This is a genomic window from Aeromonas sp. HMWF015 (genome assembly GCF_963878965.1).
Lineage (GTDB): Bacteria > Pseudomonadota > Gammaproteobacteria > Enterobacterales > Aeromonadaceae > Aeromonas > Aeromonas veronii.
Map to the genome: position 1 here is coordinate 10,593 of NZ_CAWNZT010000197.1, position 21,021 is coordinate 31,613.

Genomic DNA, 21,021 nt, shown 5'->3' on the forward strand with positions numbered 1-21,021 from the left:
GCGCCCATTGGCGCCATTTCACGCTTGCTGGCGCGTCTGGCATGGTCGGTGGAAGAGGTGGATCTATTCGAGATCAACGAGGCCTTCGCCATGGTCACCATGCTGGCCATGAGCGGGGTCGGCATCCCTCATCACAAGGTCAATGTGCATGGTGGGGCCTGTGCACTCGGTCATCCGTTGGGGGCGAGTGGCGCGCGCATTCTGGTGACGCTGATCGCCGCGCTGCGGCAACGGGGTCTGCGGCGAGGCGTAGCCGCGCTCTGTATCGGGGGCGGGGAGGCGACCGCTATCGCGGTCGAAGTGAATGATGAGGCGAATTAATTGGTGGCTTCCATCGCCAGCAGTTGTTCCGTGACCCAGGTGGTGGCGGCCAGATAGAGGTGACTCACCTTATCCTCGCTCAGCCCCAGGCGGGCTGTTCTGGCCGTGACCCGTGACCAGTTGGCGCTTTCGTAATCTTCACAAAACGCGAGGTAGAAACCCAGATTGCCTTTGCGCTCCAGCAGCGCCAGCCGAATATCGTCGATGAGAGGGATAGTGCCGAGCAGCTTGTCCATCGGCTGTTCCATTAGTACATCCAGCAGGGAGAAGAGACCGGTGATAAAGGCTTGTTGTGCCTGCTGGCTCGGAGCGTGGGCGTGGGCCAGCAGTTCACAGAATCGGGCTCGGATCATCGACATCTGGTAGAGCTCGGCGCTCTTGCCCTTGCCGGCGCTGGTCGCGGCTACCAGCGAGACAAAGCGCTTTAGCTGGGTGTTGCCAAGATAGATAGCAGCCTGACGAAATGACGAAATAGGGTTGGTGTGGCCTTTGAGATGGTTGACATAGCGCAGCAGCTTGAGGGAGAGGGAGATATCCTGACCAAGTAGCTGCTCAATCTTGTTGATATCAGGCTCTGCCTCGTTGACCACGTTGAGCAACTGCATCACCACGACTTGCGCTGGCTCCATGGTGGCTTGCTTGACCATCTCGGGTCGACTGAAGAAAAAACCCTGGAACAGCTGGATCCCCAGCTGTTTGACCCGCTCGAACTCCGCCTTGTCCTCTACTTTTTCCGCCAGATAGGTGAGCCCCAGCGTCTGATGCCGCTGAATAAACACTTTGATCTGCATCAGGGGGGTGGCACGAAGATCAAACTTGATGATGTGGATAAAGGGGAGGAAGCGCTCCCAATCCGGTGACATGGTGAAGTCATCGAGTGCCAGTTGATATCCCAGCTTGTACAGCTGTTTCACCTTTTCCAGCAGGGCATCATCCGGTGGGGAATCTTCCAGAATTTCAATCACCACTTTTTCGGGCGGCAGGCACTCTGCCAATCCTTCCAGAAGCAGTGAGTGGGGGAAATTGATAAAGCAGGGGCGGCCCCCCAACAGCTGATCGATATTTTGTTGCAGGAACTGTTCTACCACCAGGCGTGACGTCGCCTGTTGGGAGGAGATGCTCGGGAAGACATTATTCAGACTATCGCGAAAGAGCAGCTCATAGGCATGAGTTTTGAGGTCTCTGTCGAGGATCGGCTGTCTTGCTACGTAGGAATACATGCCTTGCTCCAGTAAAGGTACTGGGTTGATTTTATGGTTTTGCAGAACACTATGCCAGTGTTCACCTTATTGAGTAAGGCAATAATTGGCATAGCGTTTTTTTGCAGGGAAGGAATTTAGAAGAGATAGCTCAATTGTGCACCAGCCAGCCAGGCATCCCCTTCGGAAGTGCCCTGGAAGGTGGAGGTCGTCATCGGATTACCCTGTTGCAGCTCCATTTTTTCAGTGACATCCACCTTTTTGCCATCGATCAGGGTCAGCCCCAGATCCACGGTCAGGTTGGGCGTGAACTGATAACCCATCCCCAGGCTATACCAGAGGCGATCGGCATCCGGGATGGAGATGGTACGACGATCGGCTGGCACCGGGCTGGCGTCATAGGCCACACCGGAGCGCAGTTGCCACTTGGGAGTGACCTGATAGGTCATACCGATGGCGTAGCGCCAGCTATCTTCCCAGTGCTCGTCCTTGATGTGCATGTTCTGTAAATTGTTGAGATCAGCTTCCAACTGAACGAATTTGCTCCAGTTGGTCCAGTTCAGGCTGCCGTGGAGAGCCAGCTTGTCAGTCAGCTGATGGAATGCAGCCAGTTCTGCGGTGGCAGGTAATGGCAGATCCAGACTGCCAGTATCTCTGATCTCGGTAACGGAGCCATCTGCATTGGGTCGGCCCACGATAGCATCTCCCGAGAGGGTCAAAGTGACATCGTGACGGTAGGATAGGCCAATTCGGGTTTGTCCGGACAACTCCAGCAAGGTGCCGACATTCCAGCCCCATGCCCAGCCATCCCCTTGCAAATGTTTTGCGATCAGGTTGCGAGAAGGGAAGGTGCCACCGACTTCGCCTTCGCCCTGAATAGCAGAGATCCCGGCACCTATTGACCACATCTCATTGATGCGATACGCGAGTGAGGTACCCAGATCCATGGTCTTGATATCGGAGACATTGCCAAAGTGTCCCGCGCTGTAGTTATCCGGCATCCTGACGCCAAGGCCGTAGTAAGAGGTTGCCGAGAAGCCGAGTCGCCACTGCTCATTGAGTGGAATGATGAGATAGGCGTTGGGTACCCAGGCTGCGGCGGCGATATCGTGTGCACTGGCATCGGAGGTGACGATACCGGCTTTGGTCGGCAAGCGGGTGTTACCTTCAATATTGACGTCAGGACTGACATAGATGGCTCCGCCAGAGAGCGCCATCTGATCGAAGCGGGTCATGGCTGCTGCATTGCGGGAGAGCACACTGGCGTTATCCGCGATGGCGGCCTCACCGGCAAAGGCGCGTCCCAGGCCTGTAGCGGACTGTTCAGCCAGCTGGAACCCGGCGGCATGAGTCTGACCCGCGATCACCAGCAGGGCGATGGCGGACGGTTTGATGATGGGATGCATGGCAAAATCCTTGCTGTTATCCGAAGGTTCAATCGGTCATATGAATGGAGGCAGGATTTTATATGGTATGACCAGTAAGGCAACGGTAATGGCCAGGATCTGGATAAAACAAGATTAAATGCTGGGATGATGCACTCTAATAGCTTGATTAGAAAAGAAAAACAAACACGTGTGTGCTACATGTGTGCGCTGAAATCTAAGTTATGGATAAAAAAAGAGCGCCTGGCGGCGCTCTTTCCATTCTATCAATAATCAGAACTTCATGTTGAACTGGGCAGAGGCCAGGAAGGCGTTGCCGTGGGAAGTTCCTTTCCAACGCAGGCTGTCGGAGTGGCTACGCAGACCTTCGTTGACGTCAACTTCTTTACCGTCCAGATAAGCCATACCAAAGTCAACGCTCATATCGGTGTTGATATGGTAGGTGGCACCGGCGCTGTACCAGATACGGTCTGAGTCGGGAATGCTCAGGCTGCGGTAGTCAGCTTCGATCGGGGTGTTGTCATAGGCAAAGCCCATGCGAGCTTCCCATGCCGGGTTGATATACCAGGTACCGCCGATGGAGTAGCGAGTAGAATCTTTGAACTTCTCATCTTTTTGCAGACATACGCCGCCAGCACATTGGCTGCTGGTTGCTTTCAGCTCCTGGAAGGCGCTCCAGTCAGTCCAGTTTACAGAGTAATGAACAGCAAACTGAGGGCTCAGGCGGTGGTAACCGGCGAACTCGGCTTGTGCAGGCAGATCCAGTTTCAGGTTGCCATCCACGGTGCGATTCAGTGAGCTTGCGCCTTGGAAATCACCGTCAAAGCTCATATCGACTTGTGAACGGTAGGTCAGTGCGAAGCGATGGTTTTCATTGACTTCATACAGGGTACCAACGTTCCAGCCAAAGCCCCAGGTGTCGCCTTTAAGGTGAGCCAGACGAGTATCTGTCGGCAGCGGACCACCTTGGCTAGTTGGGTTCAGTGGGCCCAGCAGACCGGCATAGCGGTTGAGTTCGGCGGCACCGTAAACGGCGTTGATACCGGCACCGACACTGAAGTGTTCGTTGACACGATAGGCAATGTTCGGGTTGATATTGAAGGTCATCAACTCGGTATCGCCAGCACCGGCACCAGCCGGGAAGGTTTTGGAGTATTCGGTGGAGAGACCGTAGTTGGAGAAGATGCCAATACCCCAAGCCCACTGGTCATTCAGCGGCTGAATAAAGTAGGAGGCGGGAACGAAGGCTGCCGGAGCAATGCCACTTTCGCTGGCTGGAGCCATTTTGTTCGCGCCAGCGTAAACAGCACCATCCACATCGACATCCGGTTTGATGTAGGTGCCGGAGACAGAAACTGCCATCTTGTCGAAAGTGGTCATGGCGGCCGGGTTACGGGCCAGAACAGAGGCGTTGTCGGCGATAGCCGCTTCACCGGCATAGGCGCGACCCAGACCGGAGGCCGAGTGCTCGTTCAACTGAAATGCCGCGGCATGGACTTGACTGGTGGCCAGCGCGATGGTGGCGGCAATCAGGCTCTTCTTGAAAATAGTTGTCGTCATGGTGTTCTCTCTTGTAGGCAGATTTTTTTGCCGATATTGGCTGCACGTTCAATGCAAACCTCGACAAAATCCGTTTTTATTTCAGCTTCTTCCCAATCAATTCTGGCGTGATTCTATGGATCTGGTAGGAGGTAAGAAATCAGACCAGTGACAGCAGAATACATAAAAGTGATCGATGTGTTAATCATTTGTTTTAACCTGCTGTTTAATTCATCATTTTGAGGGTCTAAAGGTGGATTATTGACCTGGATTGCCGATCTCCGTCACAAAAATAATTTTGTCAATTTTTCGAAATCTTGAGGCAAATGAGTGACAAAGAGGAGTAATCAGGGGGAGAACAGGCTGCGGCTCGTGACCGCCGCCTGCTATTGAGGATGGTTCTGAGGTTGTTAACCGGCGATGTTAAATGTCCCACTGCAGACGTGACTGCAGGGCGTTGGCAACGGGGGCAAGTGGCTCTTTCATCTCACCAATCAGTACCATATTGGCGCCTTTGAGCTGGACAATCTCCCCTTTGAGGGTGCCATCTTCAAAGGTGGCCTGTTGCAGGGTTAATGGAACATGTTTGGGCACTAAAAAGAGGGTGACAGGCCCCATCTTTCCCTGGATCACCATGTGCAAGGCCGGTCCCTGATAAAACGAGCAGTGATTGACATAGGTCACCTTGAGCCCATCCATCCCGCTTAAGGTGGCGCCATACTTCTCCATTTTGGCATTGATGTTATGCAGATTGACCTGCTCATCGACACCTTCAATAAAGGGTTCTTCGCCATAGACATGAGCCATCGCCACCTGTGCGAGGGAGAGGGCCGCAGGAGCCGTTTCTGGCAGCGTGATCCAGCGGGTGCTCATTCCCAGCAGGAAGGCGACCGATGCAGCTAGGGCGATCTGGCGCCAGGATGTTAATGTCCGGATCTTGACCTGCGCCGTGCCAAGGGGGCGGGATGGCGGCATCTCATCTTGCGCGTCACTGTCTTGCAGCATGGCTTGCCTGAGCAGGATCCGCTCGGCCAGTCCGGCGGGGACCTCTACCTGCATGGTGCGCTTGAGGGTTCTGTCGAACTGCTTCATCTCGTCGAGATAGTTCCGATTGGCCTGGCTGGCTTCAGCGGTTTTGAGAAAATCCGGCAGTTGATCGTGGGGCTGGATCATGGCGTTGCGGCGAAATTCGAGTTCATCCATGTCCGTGTCCTCTTGCTTGGTTCTTCTGTTCCATCGCCTCCTTGATCTGGTTGCGGGCGCGAAACAGTCGGGTCATGACGGTGTTCTTGTTGAGGCCGAGCATCTCGGCAATCTCCTCACCACTGAATCCTCCCACGACTTGCAGCAGCAGTGGCTCCTGATACTTCTCGGGCAACAGGGCGATGTGACGGTGCAACCACTCGTTCTCCATTTCCTGTTCGCTGTGCAGCGCGTCGTGCTGGGGCTGAGGGTGATCGTCGAGATCCACCAGCTCCAGCTGTTTGCGTTCAAAGCGGCGGGCGTTCTCCCGTCTGAGGATGGTGATCAGCCACCCTTTGGCCGCCTTGTCATCCTGCAGGGTGTCGATAGCCTTCCAGGCACGCAGGAAGGTCTCTTGCACCAGATCTTCCGCTACGTTGGGATCCCGAGTCAGCCAGTAGGCATACCGGTAGAGATCGCCGTGCAGCGCATGAACCAGTGCTTCAAATTTGGTTTGTTTGTCAGCCATGGGATCAGAGACCGGCGAAGTGGCCGGATCATTTCCACCAATATGCTGCTGAGCACGTTTTTTTCTAAAAAACAGCAGTGCCATTGGGCAATCCTTGTCAGGGGGCGTGGCGGCGGGAGCGGGAACTCCCGTGCGCCAGCAGGTAAATCAGATGCGCAATACCGGCGGTTTCATCAGCCCTGAGGGTACGCGCCAGAGCGCGCCACTCGATGGGGGTGCCAGAAGAGGGCCTTGCAAAACAGGCTCGCTCGAGTGCGGCGAGCGCGTTGCCGCCCCGATTATGACCAGCGTCAGGCAACTGGCCTAATTGATAATAGGAGACCTGCCAGCGCATGGTCGCCCACTTGATCAGCGCCTTGCGACTGGCATCCGGCTGGTGTTGGGCAAGGGCACGTTGCAGTTGATAGAAGGCGCGCCAGCGGGGCCAGTGGCGCCATAGTGCACGCAGCGTTATGGCCAGCACGACCCACCAAAGGCTCTCTCGCAGTGCCACCTGCGATGTCTGCTGATCAGGTTGCCGATTTGTCGTTGCCTGAAACGTCAGCGTAATGGCGGGCAGTCTGGCCTGTTCAATCCGGCCGCTTTGGGTATTAAACCAGGGCAGATCAATGGGGGGGAGCTGATAGTCGCCGCTCTGCTCCGCGACCAGAGTCTGGCGCCACTGTCGCTCAAACAGCAGCTTGCCATCGCGGTAACGCTCCTGCTGTTGCTCGCCATCGGGATGTGCCTGTATGCCGTTTGGCAATTGATGGGCTATCAGAGGGGCAAGCTGGATCTGACCGCTGTCACCATTTTCCATGGTCAGGGTGAGGATCCGGATCAGCGGTTCACCCACTTCCCCCGTTGTGGCCGGTTCAAGCCGCTGACTCAGGGTCAGCCGGGTGGCCACCGGCGTGGCGGGTGCCTTGTCGACCCGAACCTCGAGTGGTGCCGCGCGGGCCGAGAGTTTTTGCGGCTTGTTCCCTTGCTGCGTGAGCTGCCCCTGCAAGCGGGGCGAGTCGAGGTACCAGAGTCCCGGCGCTTTTGCCTGAATAAGCCAGCTGCGGGTGAGCCGGCCAGGCAGACCTGCCTGAACGGGGGCGATCCACTCGTCGCTACCGAGGCGACGGATAGTGAAGTGGGCAGAGCTAAGCTCGCTCAGCGCCGGGTTTTGCATACTGGTGGGCAGCCACAGTGTCAGCCGGTAGATCACCGGCTGGCCGGGATAGAGCGGGCCCTGATGATCAAGGTTGGCCTGCATCTCTAGGGGCGAGGGGGCTGCGGGTTGCGGCAGCGCCGCTGTTTTCACCTCTCTCAATGGCAGGGTGAGCGAGGGGGTAAACTCATTTCCCAGCTTGAGCGGGGCAATCACCACCTCGGTATTTGCAGGTGAACCGCTCTGGTGCAGCGGGATCTGCCAGCGAGTCAGCTGTTGTACCGGGGTCGTGACCCGGCTCATGGTCACTCTGCCCACTGCAAACTGGCGCAGTAGGGGGGTGATCTCCAGTTCGCTGCTCTGGCGCTCGCCATCCGCTTCGATGATCAGCAGCCAATCGCTGGGGTCAGCCCCCGGCAGCAGCTCTGCCCGGGGGGGCAAGGCCCAGCAAAGTTGACTCGCGAGTGCGAGCAACAGTCCCCATCCTGCTCGCGTCACCAGGGTTTCTCCACCTTGATAAGGTCCCGGCGCAGCGCCTCTTTACGCAGTCGCTGTTCCAGCAGCAACACCGGGGGAGAGGGGGGCATTGCCGTCGCCTGCTGAGCGGCCGATGGCTCGGGCTGCTTGCTGTTGCTGGTATCGTGAGCGGCGACCGTACCGCCTTGCAACAGAGAGAGGTTATAGAACGCATCTTCATGGCCGGGCTCGAGCGCCAGAGCGGCCAGATAGGCCTCTTTGGCTGCCGCAAACTCCCCCAGTTGCAGCAGGGCATTGCCGCGGTTGTAGTGGGCAGTGGTGCTCGCCACTTCCTGATAGGCTGCGATAGCTTGCCGATAGGCTCCGGCCCGATACCAGGCGTTGCCGCGCCACACTGGATCGTTGAAGGTGCGGGCAGCCCGCTGAAAATCCCCCTCTTGATAAGCCTGCATCGCTTGCAGATCCCCTCTCTCTGCTGCTTGCAGATCTTGCGGCGCAAGCAGCTGAATTCCCACCATCAGCGCCACCATCAACCGGGCGCCGACTCTGGCCAGCAAGGCCAGTGGTAACAAGGGGATCAGCAACCAAGGGCCAAGATCCAGTGGCGCCGGGGTGAGGGCCGAGGTAGTGGTGGGCAGCGGTGCAAAGCGGGGGACATCGCTGCCAAGCCACTGCAGCTCACCGCCGAGACGGTTGGCCAGTGCGGCAATGGCCTGACTATCGGGGGCGGGCAACTGAGCGGGCATGCGGGTGGCAAACCCCAACTCATTGGCCGGAATGGCGGGCATTGGGGCCGGTTGACCGCTGTTGGCAAGCAGAATATCGAGGCGTGCCGACTGGGTGTCGCGGCAAAGAAGGCGTTGCTGGCAGGGCCACAGGGCGGCGATTTGGGTCATCTGATTCTGGGTGAGGTCGTCGGTGATCAGCAGCAGACGCGCTTGTTCTCCAGGGGCCAGCTGCTTCATGGCAAGTTCCACCGCCCGTGCCGGGTTGCTGCCCTGCAGCGGCATGATATCGGGGCGCAAGTCGGGCAGTAGCAGCGAAAGGGCCTGATGATCCCGGGTTGGCGGCATGGCGAGGTAGGCGTCGCCTGCGTAGAGGATCAGCGCAATGCGCTCGCCCTTGGCGCGGCTCAGCAGCTGCTGTAATTGCCATCTGACCCGTGTTGCCCGATCCGGTTTGAGATCGGTGGCGGTCATCGAGCGTGACAAGTCGAGCAGCCAGATATCGAGCGGCGCCGCAGGTTGCTGTTGCAGCTCACCGCGCAGTGCCGGTCCGCTCAGGGCCAAAATGACGGGCAGGGTTGCCAGCCAGAGCCAGGGGCGCTGAGGACGAGATGCTGGCAGCAGATAAGCCTGCATCGCAGGCGCGAGCAGCGGGGGCTGGCGACGATGGCGCCACCCTTGCCAGAGCCAGGGGATGAGTGCGATCAGCCACAGGGGGCGGAGCAAGATCAACTCCATCTGCGTGCGCATCGTGTCAGCCAGCTACGCACCATGCGAAACTCCAGCCTGCCGTGCCCTGACGGCAGAAGCAACAAGCCACAAAGCAGTGCCAACGGCCAGGGGTAGAGCTCGATCACCGGCTGGTAGTGGGCAATCGGCATGGGGGCAGGTTCAAGGGCATTGAGGGTTGTGTTGATGGCATCGAGATCGCTTTGGGTGCGTGCCCGAAAGTAACGCCCTTGGCCTGTCTGTGCCAGCTCTTTCAGGAGCGACTCGTCCAGTTCGCTGCTGGGATCGGCCTGACCGCTGCCCGCCTCATCGTAGGGTTGAATAAAGGTATCGGGATCGGCCCCGACCCCCAGCGTGTAGATCCGTATTCCCTGTGCCGCGGCGAGTTTGGCCTCCTGCAGCGGGTCGGCATTGCCTGCGGTATTGCGGCCATCAGTGACCAGCAGCAGGGCGGTGGGGCGACCAGGATCCCCATGCTGACGTGCCAGCTGGATGGCTTCGCCAAGGGCGGTGGTTCGGCCGACTAGATCAAAATCGAGCTCGTCGCTCAAGGTCAACAGCGCCGGGATCTCCTGAGTGAGGGGAGAGAGCAGGTAGGCGTGATCGGCAAATACGATGAGGCCCACCCTGTCTCCGGCCCGTTTGGCGATCAGCGCCTTGATCTGCTGGCGCACTGCCGTCAGCCGTGCTTGCTGCTCGCCGTTATCGAGCATATCCGGGGTACGCATGCTGTCTGACAGATCCACCGCCAGCAGCAGATCCCGACTCCCCTCATATTTGATCACCGGTTCCCCCCACCACTGGGGGCGGCAGAGGGCGAGGATAAGGGCGCACCAGAGCAGCATGGCGCGCCAGAGCGGTAATCCGGCCTGAGGACACAGCAGCGCAAACCCGGGGTGAGCCAGATAGCCGCGGCGCAGGGGCGGCAAGCCGAAGCGCACCAGCAAGGGCAGCACCAGCGCCAGCGCAAACCAGGGCCAGGCCAGGATCATGGATGCCTCCGCGCGGCTTTACGCCTCGAGCGGGGGGCGAGCTGGAAGAAGAGGGTTTGACCCCAACGGCGATAATGTTGCTGAAGCTGTTCGCACTGCTCGCGAGTCGGGTTCTGGCTGCCATAGAGCCAACTGCTCCAGTGAGACGAGAACTGGCTAAAATCGCTGCCGCCGTGACGATCGACGAAGGCGAGCCACGCCTCACCTTGCAGTTGGCGCGCCTCGGGCCAGCGCTGTAGCGCTTCATGACGCAGGGCCTCCTGTATTTGCGCCACCAGCAGCGCCGGATCCCCCTCCAGCTGGCGACACCAGCGGCGGTAACGTATCACCCTGCGGGCAATCAGGACGAGCAGCAGCAGAAGAAAACCGGCGATCAGGAGCCACAATAGCGCCTGCACTCTGGGGTCAAGACTCTGTTCAATCAGATCCGGCCCCGGGTGGATGTCGCGCATCAGGGCGGCCAGTGGCGGGGTGATGGCCTCGGAGGCGGGGCTGGTAATGTCGACGTCGGCGTGCGTGATCATCCCTGATGACATAACCCCTCCTGCCACTGTTGTTGCAGCGTCTGGCCGTTATCGAGCAGATAGAGGCGCTGCACCAATGGCAACAGCAACTGTTTGCCGTGGGTCAGTTGCTGTTCGGCGGCATACCGGTAGCGCTGGGAGAAACCGGCATGGCCCCCATCCAGCCAGCCCTGATAGTGTTGCCCTGGCCGATCAATGGCCACCGGCAGTTGGCCATCAGAGGGAAGGGCTGCCTCGAGGGGGTCACGGATCTGCCAATAGTGAATATCGTGGCGACGGGAGAGCAGTTGCAATTGCTGACAGAGCGCCGACTCGCAGGGTCTGTGATCGGTGATGATCGTCAGCTTGGCACCGTGAGGCAGCTTCACGCCGGACAAAGTGTCGGCCAGCGAGTGAGAAAGCGCCCGGCGGGCCAGCCCTTGCTGATAGAGATGGCAGAGGGATTCGAGCAGGGGCAGCACGCTGCCGCGCTGGCTCTGGTGATGGGGGATAAGCCCGTGGCAGATCAAGGTGTTGTGCTGCTTCTCCCCTTGCCAGATCAGGGCTGCAGCCAGCTCGCACCCCAGACGCGCCTTGAGCTGCAGTGTGGAGCCGAAATACATGGCGGGAGAGAGATCGAGCAGCAGCCAGTGCGCCTGATCCAGCTCCTCGCTATAGAGGCGGGTAAAGGGACGACCGAGGCGTGCGGTCACTCGCCAGTCGATATGGCGTACCTCGTCACCAGCCTGATAGGCGCGCAGCTCCCGAAACGTGAGTCCGGGAGAGCGGCCCGGTTTGCCGCGTTCGCTGCTGCTTCTGCCTGCGTGAGGTGGCTTCCTGGCCTTGGCCCATAGCCGGATATTGAGCAGCCGTGGCAGCGACAGGGCGATATCGGGATGGAGCTCCGGCGCTAGGGACATGGCACCTGATCCAGCAGTTGGGCGATCAGGATATCGTTATCCAGATTGTCGGCCAGTGCCTGATAGCTGGGAATAAGGCGGTGGCGCAGCACCGGATAGGCTTGCAGTTGGATATCTTCCGGCAGCACATAATCTCGTCCGGCAAGCCAGGCTCGGGCGCGGGCGGAGCGAGCCAGCCCAAGTGTGGCGCGGGGGCTTGCCCCCACGACAATCAATGGCTCAAGGGCAGGGCAAAGACCGCTGCCCGCGCGAGTGGCGCAGACCAGCTCCACCAGATAGTGCTCCAGTCTGCTTTGCATGGTCACCGCCAGCACTTCGCTGCGGGCACGTTGCAAGGTGGTCTGGCTCAGGGTCACCGGCGCCGCACCAAGCTGTTCCCCGCTGGCATTGAGCTGCAAGATGGCGAGCTCCATCGTAGGGCTCGGGTAATCCACCATCAGCTTGAGCAGAAAGCGGTCGAGCTGCGCCTCCGGCAGGGGATAGGTTCCCTCCTGCTCGATAGGGTTCTGGGTGGCGGCCACCATAAAGAGAGGTGGCAGCCGCCAGCTCTTTTTGCCCACGGTGATCTGGTGTTCGGCCATGGCTTCCAGTAGTGCAGATTGCACCTTGGCCGGCGCCCGGTTGATCTCGTCCGCCAGCACCAGATGGTTGAAGAGGGGGCCAGGTTGAAATACAAAACTGGCATCCTGCGGATGAAACACCTCGCTGCCGGTGAGATCGGCGGGAAGCACGTCGGGGGTAAACTGGATACGGGCAAAGCGTCCCTCGATGGCGCCGGCGAGCGCCTTGACGGCGCGGGTTTTGGCCAGCCCGGGGGCCCCTTCGATTAACACATGTCCTTCACATAACAGGGCAATCAGGAGCCCTTCTATTAGCTCCTCCTGCCCCAGGATCTGACTGCCAAGATAGTCCCTAAGTGCTCTGAACTCGGCCGCTGCCATGCGATAAACCCGTTGTTTTTATGGAAGTTGATCTTTTTATACTCCAGTTGCTTCCCAAGGGCGAGCAAAGGGGCCTTGCCGCGCTTAATTTAGTTTCAATCAGCTGTATGAAACTTGTGATTGGATTGTTAAGATGTGGCGCAATGAGGTCAGACCTCTGCCTTTTAAACCAAGGAGCCAGGATGAAACAGCCATTGAAACTGACGACTCGCCAGGGCGAACGGATTGCCGTCGTGGCGGGGCTGCGTACCCCCTTTGCCAAGCAGGCCACCGCCTTTCATGGCGTGCCTGCAGTCGATCTCGGCAAACTGGTGGTGAGCGAGATGCTTGCCCGTACCGATCTCGATCCCAAGCTTATCGACCAGCTGGTGTTTGGTCAGGTGGTTCAGATGCCGGAAGCCCCCAACATTGCCCGCGAGATCGTGCTCGGTACCGGCATGAGCGTCAATACCGATGCCTATAGCGTCTCCCGCGCCTGCGCCACCAGTTTTCAGGCGGTGGCCAACGTCACCGAATCCATCATGGCGGGCACTGTGGATATCGCCATCGCTGGCGGTGCGGACTCCTCCTCCGTGCTCCCTATCGGAGTGAGCAAGAAGCTGGCCCGCGCCTTGGTGGATCTCAACAAGGCGCGCAATCTGCAGCAGCGCTTCAATATTCTGCGGACATTGAGGGTCAAGGATCTGCTGCCGGTGCCGCCTGCGGTGGCGGAATATTCGACCGGTCTCTCCATGGGACAGACCGCCGAGCAGATGGCCAAGAGCCACCAGATCAGCCGTGAGGCGCAAGATGCGCTGGCTCACCGCTCCCACACTCTGGCCGCGCAGGCTTGGGCCGATGGCAAGCTCAGTGGCGAGGTGTTTACCGCCCATGTGCCGCCCTACAAGTCGCCGCTCGAGCGGGACAACAATATCCGTGAAAGCTCGGATCTCGCGAGCTACGCCAAGCTCAAGCCGGTGTTTGACCGAGTCCATGGCACAGTCACTGCGGCCAATGCCACCCCGCTCACTGACGGCGCTGCCGCCGTGTTGCTGATGCGGGAAGGTCGGGCGAAAGAGCTGGGTCTCGAGCCGCTTGGCTATATCCGCAGCTTCGCCTTTTCAGCCATCGATGTGTGGCAAGACATGCTGATGGGTCCTTCCTATGCCACGCCGCTGGCGCTGGACAGAGCCGGCATCACGCTCAGCGATCTGACTCTGATCGACATGCACGAAGCCTTTGCCGCCCAGACTCTGGCCAACCTCAAGATGTTTGCAAGCCACGAGTTTGCCCGTGACAAGCTGGGCCGCGATCAGGCTATCGGCGAGGTGGACATGGACAAATTCAACGTCCTCGGTGGTTCGCTGGCCTATGGCCACCCCTTTGCCGCGACCGGTGCGCGGATGATCACCCAGACCCTGCACGAGCTGCGTCGTCGTGGTGGGGGATTGGGACTCAACACCGCCTGTGCGGCGGGTGGATTGGGCGTGGCTATGGTGTTGGAGGTTGAATAATGAGCGCTAAGACTTTTTCCCTGGATGTTCGCCATGATGGCATCGGCATTCTCACCATGGATGTGCCGAGCGAGAGCATGAATACCCTGAAAGCCGCCTTTGTGGAGGAGATCCGCACCGTGCTGGCCGAGGTGAAACGCAACAAGGATTTGATCGGTCTGGTGATCACCTCCGGCAAGAAGGATTCCTTCATCGCCGGAGCCGACATCACCATGCTGGCCGCTTGCACCAGTGCCAATGATGCAGAAACCCTGTCGCGAGAAGGACAGGTTATCTATGCCGAGATCGAGTCATTGACCATCCCGGTGATCGCCGCTATTCACGGCCCTTGCCTCGGCGGCGGACTGGAGCTGGCGCTGGCCTGTCATGGTCGGGTGGTGACCGATCACGGTAAAACCGTGCTGGGTCTGCCCGAGGTGCAACTCGGTCTGCTGCCGGGCTCTGGTGGTACCCAGCGCCTGCCGCGCCTCATCGGAGTGGCCAAGGCGCTGGATCTGATGCTGACCGGCAAGCAGGTTCGCGCCAAACAGGCCAAAAAATTGGGGCTGGTGGACGATGTGGTGCCGCCCTCCATCCTGCTGGAGGCCGCCATCAAGCTGGCCAAGAAGGGCAAACCGCGCCATCAGTTGAAACGGGATCTGCAGGGCAAGGTGCTGGAGACCAACAAGCTGGGTCGCAAGGTGCTGTTCGATCAGGCCAGCAAGGGGGTGAAAGCCAAGACCCGTGGCAACTACCCGGCGCCGGAGCGGATCCTCGAGGTGGTGCGCATCGGCGTGGAGGAGGGGATGAAGGCCGGGCTGGCCGCTGAATCCCGCCACTTTGGCGAGCTGGTGATGACAGCCGAGTCTGCAGCCCTGCGTTCCATCTTCTTTGCCACCACCGAGATGAAGAAAGAGGTCACCTATCAGGGGGCCGAGCCGCGCAAGGTGGCCCATGCCGCCGTGCTGGGCGGTGGTCTGATGGGTGGCGGCATCGCATTTGTCACCGCTACCAAGGCGGGCGTGCCGGTGCGGATCAAGGATGTGGCAAGCGCCGGGATCGGCAATGCCATGCGCTACAGCTATGACATTCTGGCCAAGAAGCTCAAGCGTCGTCACATTCTGCGCAGCGAGCTGGAAAAACAGATGAGCCTGCTGACCGGTACCCTCGACTACTCCGGTTTTCACCGGGTGGACATGGTGGTTGAGGCGGTGTTTGAAGATCTCAATCTCAAACACCAGATGGTGAAAGACGTAGAGCGTGAGTGCGATGAGCATACAGTGTTTGCCTCCAACACCTCCTCCCTGCCCATTAACCAGATTGCGGCAGAGGCGGCGCACCCGGAGCGAGTCGTGGGGCTGCACTACTTCAGCCCGGTGGACAAGATGCCGCTGGCGGAGATCATCCCCCACGCTGGCACCAGTGCCGAGACGGTCGCCACCACTCTGGCCTTTGCCCGTGCTCAGGGTAAAACGCCTATCGTGGTGAAAGACGAAGCCGGTTTCTACGTCAACCGCATCCTGGCGCCCTACATGAATGAGGCGGCAAGACTGGTGTTGGAAGGGGAGCCGGTGGAGGTGCTGGATAGCGCCCTGCTGGACTTTGGCTTCCCGGTTGGCCCCATCACCTTGCTGGACGAGGTGGGGATCGATGTGGGCGCCAAGATCTCCCCCATTCTCGAGAAAGAGCTGGGCGGCGAGCAGTTCCAGGCGCCCAAGGCGTTCGACAAACTGCTGCAAAATGATCGCAAGGGACGCAAGAACGGCAAGGGCTTCTACCTCTATGGCAAGGCGGCACCGCGCAACAAGCTGACTGGCAAAGAGGGCAAAAAGACGGTGGACGAAAGCGTCTATGGCGTGCTCGGCATCAAGCCTTCTGCCAAGCTGGCCCGTCAGGAGATCGCCGAGCGCTGCGTGCTGCTGATGCTCAACGAAGCGGCGATGGCGCTGGATAGCGGTGTGGTGGCCTCGGCCCGTGATGGCGATATCGGGGCCATCTTCGGCATCGGTTTCCCGCCTTTCCTTGGCGGCCCGTTCCGCTACATGGACACATTAGGAATTGATCATCTGGTTGGCCGTCTGGAGTATTACCAGAAGCGCCACGGCGACCGGTTCGCCCCCTGTGCCCGTCTCAAGGCGATGGCCGCAGAGCAGCAGACCTTCTACTGATAGCCGCTGCAGATTAACTGCAAGACAAAGAGGCCCGCATACAGTGCGGGCCTCTTTCTATGTTGTGATTTATTCAGGTTGTGCTGCGATGATGCAGGCAGAGGCGAAAGCTGATAAAAAAACGGCCCACCGAAGTGGGCCATTTGCGAGGTAGCATGGTTCAGATACCCGGCTTACGCTCCGGGCAGCGGCCGATGATATCTGCAGGCAGATCGCCGTTATCCTGTTCCAGCACCACGTCGAATCCCCAAAGCTGATGTAGGTGTTTGAGCACCTCGTGGCGTGAGTCGCCAAGGGGTATGCGGTTGTGGGGAACATAGCGCAGGGTAAGGGAGCGATCCCCCTTCACGGCTACGTTGTAGACCTGTATGTTGGGCTCCAGATTGCTCAGATTGTACTGGGCTGACAGGGTGTTGCGCACTTGACGATAGCCTTCATCATTGTGAATGGCGGAGACCTTCAGATAGTTCTTCAGATCATCGTCATCTATGGCGAACAACTTCATGTCGCGCATTACCTTGGGACTCAGGAACTGGCTGATAAAGCTCTCGTCCTTGAAGTTCTGCATGGCAAAATGCAGTGTATCCACCCAGTTGCTGCCAGCATAATCGGGGAACCAGTATCTGTCCTCCTCGGTCGGGTTCTCGCAGATGCGGCGCAGGTCTGTAAACATGGCAAACCCCAGCGCATAGGGGTTGATCCCCGAATAGTAGCGACTGTTGTAGGCAGGTTGATAGACCACGTTGGTGTGGCTGTGCAGCACCTCCATCATGAAGCTATCGCTCAGCTTGCCCTCGTCATAGAGGTGGTTGAGGATGGTGTAGTGCCAGAAGGTGGCCCACCCTTCGTTCATCACCTGGGTCTGCTTTTGCGGGTAGAAATACTGGCTGATCTTGCGCACGATGCGCACCACTTCCCGCTGCCAGGGCTCCAGTAAGGGCGCATTCTTCTCGATGAAGTAGAGAATGTTCTCCTGGGGCTCGGCGGGGTAGCGCCTGTCCTCCACACCAGCCGCTTTATGCTGCTTGGGCAGGGTGCGCCACAGCTCGTTGACCTGGGTCTGCAGGTAATCTTCCCGCGCTTTCTGGCGCCGTTTCTCCTCTGCCATCGAGATCTTCTGTGGCCGTTTGTAACGATCCACCCCGTAGTTCATCAGGGCATGACAGGAGTCCAGCAGTTGTTCTACGGCCTCAATGCCATGCTTCTCTTCACACTCGGTGATGTACTTTTTGGCAAACAGCAGGTAGTCGATGATCGAGGAGGCATCGGTCCAGGCCTTGAACAGGTAGTTGTTCTTGAAGAAGGAGTTATGACCGTAGCAGGCGTGGGCCATCACCAGCGCCTGCATCGGCATGGTGTTCTCCTCCATCAGATAGGCGATGCAAGGGTCGGAGTTGATGACAATCTCGTAGGCCAGCCCCATCTGGCCGCGCTTGTAGTTACGCTCGGTGTGGATAAAGCGCTTGCCGAATGACCAGTGTTGATAGCCGATGGGCATGCCAACGCTGGAGTAGGCATCCATCATCTGCTCGGCGGTGATCACCTCGATCTGGTTGGGGTAGGTGTCCAGCTTGTAGAAACGGGCGACCCGGGCGATCTCCTGGTGATAGGTCTCCAGCAGATCGAAGTTCCAGTCTGGTCCGTCATCCAGTGGCGCTACACGTTTTTCAGTTTCGATCATGTGACCTCCTCACGCCGCTTGTTTCTTGAACAGCTCACGGAACACCGGATAGATATCCTCGACCTTGCGAATATGTTCCATCGCAAAGTGGGGGAACTGGCTGGCTACCGATTCATATTCATGCCACAGGGTCTGATGGGCACGGGTAGTTATCTCGATGTAGGAGTAGTACCGCACTCGCGGCATGATGTCCCGTGCCAGGATCTCCTTGCATTGTGGTGAGTCATCGGCCCAGTTGTCGCCGTCCGATGCCTGCGCCGCATAGATGTTCCACTGGTTGGCGGGATAACGCTCGTTGATGATGTCGTTCATCATCTTGAGCGCACTGGAGACGATAGTGCCGCCGGTCTCCTGGGAGTAGAAGAACTCGTGTTCATCAACTTCCTTGGCCTGGGTGTGGTGGCGGATATAGACCACCTCGACGTTCTTGTAAGTCCGGCTCAGGAACAGGTAGAGCAGGATATAGAAACGCTTGGCCATCTCCTTGGTGGCCTGATCCATGGAGCCCGATACGTCCATCAGGCAGAACATCACCGCCTGGCTGGAGGGGACGGGCCGCTTGACGAAGTTGTTGAACTTGAGATCGAAGGTGTCGATAAACGGCACCGCGTCGATCCGCCGTTTCAGCTCCCTGATCTCTTTCTCGAGCAGGGCGATTTCGGCAAAGTGTTCGTTGGGATCGGTAGCCAGCAGGGCCAGCCGATCTTCCAGTTCATGCAACTGACGTTTCTTGCCCGCTTGCAACGCCATGCGCCGTGCCAGTGAATTTTGCAGGGAACGCACCACGTTGATGTTGGCGGGCACCCCGTTGGAGGTGTAGCCCGCCCGGTAGGTTTTCATCTCCATCAGCTGGTTGAGCTGGGTTTTCTGCAGCCGCGGCAGCTCCAGATCCTCAAACAGCAGATCGAGATACTCATCCTTGGAGATCTGGAACACGAAATCATCGGCTCCGTCCCCCTGATTGGAGGCCTGTCCCTCGCCGGAACCCTGTCCGCCGCCCCCTCCTTTGGGGCGGTCAATCTTGTCGCCGGAGATGAATTGATCATTGCCGGGATGCACCATATCCCGTTTACCGCCGTGCCCCTGATGGAAATGGGGTTCGCCGATATCCTTGGTCGGGATACTGATGCTCTCGCCCTTGTCTACGTCCTGAATGCTGCGCTTGGAGACAGCATCCGAGACCGCTTGTTTTATCTGCTTCTTGTAGCGGCGGATGAAGCGCTGCCGATTGACAGCGCTTTTGTTTTTGCCGTTGAGCCTGCGGTCGATAAAATGCGCCATAACTCCCCCTTGAACAGTCAGGGTCAGGATGACTTGCGTACCCTGAGATACCATTCGGAGAGCAGTCTCACCTGTTTACGGGTGTAGCCTTTCTCCATCATCCGTTCGACAAAGTTATCGTGCTTCTTCTGCTCCTCGGCCGAGGTTTTGCTGTTGAAGGAGATAACCGGCAGCAGCTCTTCCGTGTTGGAGAACATCTTCTTCTCGATCACGGTGCGCAGCTTCTCGTAACTGGTCCAGTTGGGGTTACGGCCTGCATTGTTGGCTCGGGCACGCAGCACGAAGTTGACGATTTCGTTACGGAAATCTTTCGGGTTGCTGATCCCGGCGGGTTTTTCAATTTTCTCCAGCTCGCTGTTGAGGGACGCTCTGTCAAACAGCTGGCCGGTTTCGGGGTCACGGTACTCCTGATCCTGGATCCAGAAGTCGGCGTAGGTGACGTAGCGATCGAAGATGTTTTGACCGTACTCGGAGTAGGACTCGAGATAGGCGGTCTGGATCTCCTTGCCGATGAACTCCACATAACGCGGGGTCAGATAACCCTTGATGAACTCAAGGTAGCGATCGTGCAGCTCTTGCGGGAACTGCTCGCGCTCGATCTGCTGCTCCAGCACATAGAAGAGGTGCACCGGGTTGGCGGCCACTTCCGCGTGGTCGAAGTTGAAGACGCGGGAGAGGATCTTGAACGCAAAGCGGGTAGAGAGACCATTCATCCCCTCGTCCACACCGGCGTAGTCGCGATACTCCTGATAGCTCTTCGCTTTGGGATCGGTATCCTTCAGGCTTTCGCCATCATAGACCCGCATCTTGGAGTAGATGCTGGAGTTTTCCGGCTCTTTCAGCCGTGACAGTACCGAGAATTGGCCTAACAGTTCGAGGGTGCCCGGGGCGCATTTGGCCTCGGTCAATTCGCTGTTGATCAGCAGTTTCTCGTAGATCTTCACCTCTTCGGAGACGCGCAGGCAGTAAGGCACCTTGACGATGTAGACCCGGTCGAGGAAGGCTTCGTTGTTCTTGTTGTTGCGGAACTGCTGCCACTCGGATTCGTTGGAGTGGGCCAGCAGAATGCCGTCAAAGGGGAGGGCGGAGAGCCCCTCGGTGCCGTTGTAGTTTCCCTCCTGGGTTGCAGTCAGCAGCGGGTGCAGCACCTTGATGGGGGCCTTGAACATCTCCACAAATTCCATCACCCCCTGGTTTGCCTTGCACAGTGCACCTGAGTAGGAGTAAGCATCGGCATCATCCTGGGCGAAGTGCTCCAGCATGCGGATGTCGACTTTGCCGACCAGTGAGGAGATGTCCTGGTTGTTGTCATCACCGGGTTCCGTTTTGGCGATGGCGATTTGATCGAGGATGGAGGGGTTGACCTTCTCCACCTTGAACTTGGTGATGTCGCCGCCAAACTCGTGCAGGCGTTTGGCCACCCAGGGGGACATGATGGGACGCAGGTAACGGCGTGGGATGCCGTACTCTTTTTCCAGGATCTCCCCATCCTCTTCGATATCGAACAGGCAGAAGGGGTGATCGTTGACCGGTGAGCCCTTGATGCGATAGATGGGCACCTTCTGCATCAGGGATTTGAGTTTCTCTGCCAGCGAGGATTTACCGCCACCAACGGGGCCCAGCAGATAGAGGATCTGTTTCTTCTCCTCCAGCCCCTGAGCGGAGTGTTTGAGGTAAGAGACGATCTGTTCGATGGCCTCTTCCATCCCGTAGAAATCCTTGAAGGCGGGATAGCGTGCCACGACGCGGTTGGAGAAGAGTCGGCTCAGTCTGGGGTTGGCTGAGGTGTCTACCATCTCCGGCTCACCGATGGCGGTCAGCAGACGTTCGGCTGCGGAGGCG

General features: G+C 58.5%; 16 protein-coding genes and 1 pseudogene. 3 read left to right on the forward strand and 14 right to left on the reverse strand.

What is annotated here, in order from left to right:
• Positions 1 to 321, forward strand: a pseudogene (locus tag AACS18_RS23355) (acetyl-CoA C-acyltransferase); the annotation flags it as partial.
• Here the strand turns inward: AACS18_RS23355 and AACS18_RS10480 are convergent.
• The 11 genes from AACS18_RS10480 to AACS18_RS10530 all read right to left on the reverse strand — a co-directional run bounded on the left by AACS18_RS10480 (position 318) and on the right by AACS18_RS10530 (position 12,577).
• Positions 318 to 1,541: an EAL and HDOD domain-containing protein gene (locus AACS18_RS10480; RefSeq protein WP_108612266.1), complete on the reverse strand. Its 1,224-nt coding sequence runs from the start codon at positions 1,539 to 1,541 to the stop codon at positions 318 to 320. The pseudogene AACS18_RS23355 and the gene AACS18_RS10480 overlap by 4 nt on opposite strands.
• 116 nt (positions 1,542 to 1,657) lie before the next feature.
• On the reverse strand, positions 1,658 to 2,926 hold the full coding sequence (locus tag AACS18_RS10485; protein WP_108612267.1) for an OmpP1/FadL family transporter: 1,269 nt from the start codon (positions 2,924 to 2,926) through the stop codon (positions 1,658 to 1,660).
• A 252-nt stretch (positions 2,927 to 3,178) separates the two neighbouring features.
• Positions 3,179 to 4,465, reverse strand: a complete 1,287-nt coding sequence (locus AACS18_RS10490; protein ID WP_108612268.1) for an outer membrane protein transport protein — start codon at positions 4,463 to 4,465, stop codon at positions 3,179 to 3,181.
• 402 nt (positions 4,466 to 4,867) lie between these two features.
• Positions 4,868 to 5,647 (reverse strand): DUF3379 domain-containing protein, encoded by a 780-nt coding sequence (locus AACS18_RS10495; protein WP_108612269.1) that lies wholly within the window; start codon positions 5,645 to 5,647, stop codon positions 4,868 to 4,870.
• Positions 5,640 to 6,239, reverse strand: coding sequence for a sigma-70 family RNA polymerase sigma factor (locus AACS18_RS10500; RefSeq protein ID WP_108612270.1), 600 nt, complete (start codon positions 6,237 to 6,239; stop codon positions 5,640 to 5,642). The genes AACS18_RS10495 and AACS18_RS10500 overlap by 8 nt, the downstream gene beginning before the upstream one ends.
• A 13-nt stretch (positions 6,240 to 6,252) precedes the next feature.
• Positions 6,253 to 7,764 carry a BatD family protein gene (locus AACS18_RS10505; protein WP_108612271.1) on the reverse strand — a complete coding sequence of 504 codons (1,512 nt, stop codon included), beginning with the start codon at positions 7,762 to 7,764 and terminating at the stop codon, positions 6,253 to 6,255.
• 20 nt (positions 7,765 to 7,784) lie between these two features.
• A complete protein-coding gene (locus AACS18_RS10510; protein ID WP_108612315.1) occupies positions 7,785 to 9,230 on the reverse strand; it encodes a VWA domain-containing protein in 1,446 nt (481 codons plus the stop codon).
• On the reverse strand, positions 9,221 to 10,213 hold the full coding sequence (locus tag AACS18_RS10515) for a VWA domain-containing protein (protein WP_108612272.1): 993 nt from the start codon (positions 10,211 to 10,213) through the stop codon (positions 9,221 to 9,223). The genes AACS18_RS10510 and AACS18_RS10515 overlap by 10 nt, the downstream gene beginning before the upstream one ends.
• Positions 10,210 to 10,749 (reverse strand): DUF4381 domain-containing protein, encoded by a 540-nt coding sequence (locus AACS18_RS10520; RefSeq protein ID WP_108612273.1) that lies wholly within the window; start codon positions 10,747 to 10,749, stop codon positions 10,210 to 10,212. The genes AACS18_RS10515 and AACS18_RS10520 overlap by 4 nt, the downstream gene beginning before the upstream one ends.
• Positions 10,734 to 11,636, reverse strand: a complete 903-nt coding sequence (locus AACS18_RS10525; protein WP_108612274.1) for a DUF58 domain-containing protein — start codon at positions 11,634 to 11,636, stop codon at positions 10,734 to 10,736. The genes AACS18_RS10520 and AACS18_RS10525 overlap by 16 nt, the downstream gene beginning before the upstream one ends.
• Positions 11,627 to 12,577 (reverse strand): AAA family ATPase, encoded by a 951-nt coding sequence (locus tag AACS18_RS10530; RefSeq protein ID WP_108612275.1) that lies wholly within the window; start codon positions 12,575 to 12,577, stop codon positions 11,627 to 11,629. Before AACS18_RS10530 ends, AACS18_RS10525 begins: the two co-directional genes overlap by 10 nt.
• Before the next feature lie 182 nt (positions 12,578 to 12,759).
• Here AACS18_RS10530 and fadI point away from each other — a divergent pair, with 182 nt between their 5' ends.
• Together fadI and fadJ are read left to right on the forward strand one after the other, a co-directional pair.
• Entirely contained in the window at positions 12,760 to 14,070 is a 1,311-nt protein-coding gene (gene fadI / locus AACS18_RS10535; protein WP_108612276.1) for an acetyl-CoA C-acyltransferase FadI, read from the forward strand.
• Positions 14,070 to 16,217 (forward strand): fatty acid oxidation complex subunit alpha FadJ, encoded by a 2,148-nt coding sequence (gene fadJ, locus AACS18_RS10540; protein ID WP_108612277.1) that lies wholly within the window; start codon positions 14,070 to 14,072, stop codon positions 16,215 to 16,217. The genes fadI and fadJ overlap by 1 nt, the downstream gene beginning before the upstream one ends.
• Positions 16,218 to 16,377: 160 nt before the next feature.
• On the opposite strand, the gene AACS18_RS10545 is transcribed toward fadJ, so the two are convergent.
• The 3 genes from AACS18_RS10545 to AACS18_RS10555 form a co-directional block, all read right to left on the reverse strand.
• On the reverse strand, positions 16,378 to 17,898 hold the full coding sequence (locus tag AACS18_RS10545) for a SpoVR family protein (protein WP_108612278.1): 1,521 nt from the start codon (positions 17,896 to 17,898) through the stop codon (positions 16,378 to 16,380).
• Between the two features lie 9 nt (positions 17,899 to 17,907).
• The gene (locus AACS18_RS10550) at positions 17,908 to 19,179 is read right to left on the reverse strand and encodes a YeaH/YhbH family protein (RefSeq protein WP_108612279.1); all 1,272 of its coding nucleotides are present in this window, start codon (positions 19,177 to 19,179) and stop codon (positions 17,908 to 17,910) included.
• A gap of 23 nt (positions 19,180 to 19,202) precedes the next feature.
• Positions 19,203 to 21,021: PrkA family serine protein kinase (locus tag AACS18_RS10555; protein ID WP_108612316.1), on the reverse strand; the 1,819-nt coding region annotated here is incomplete at its 5' end.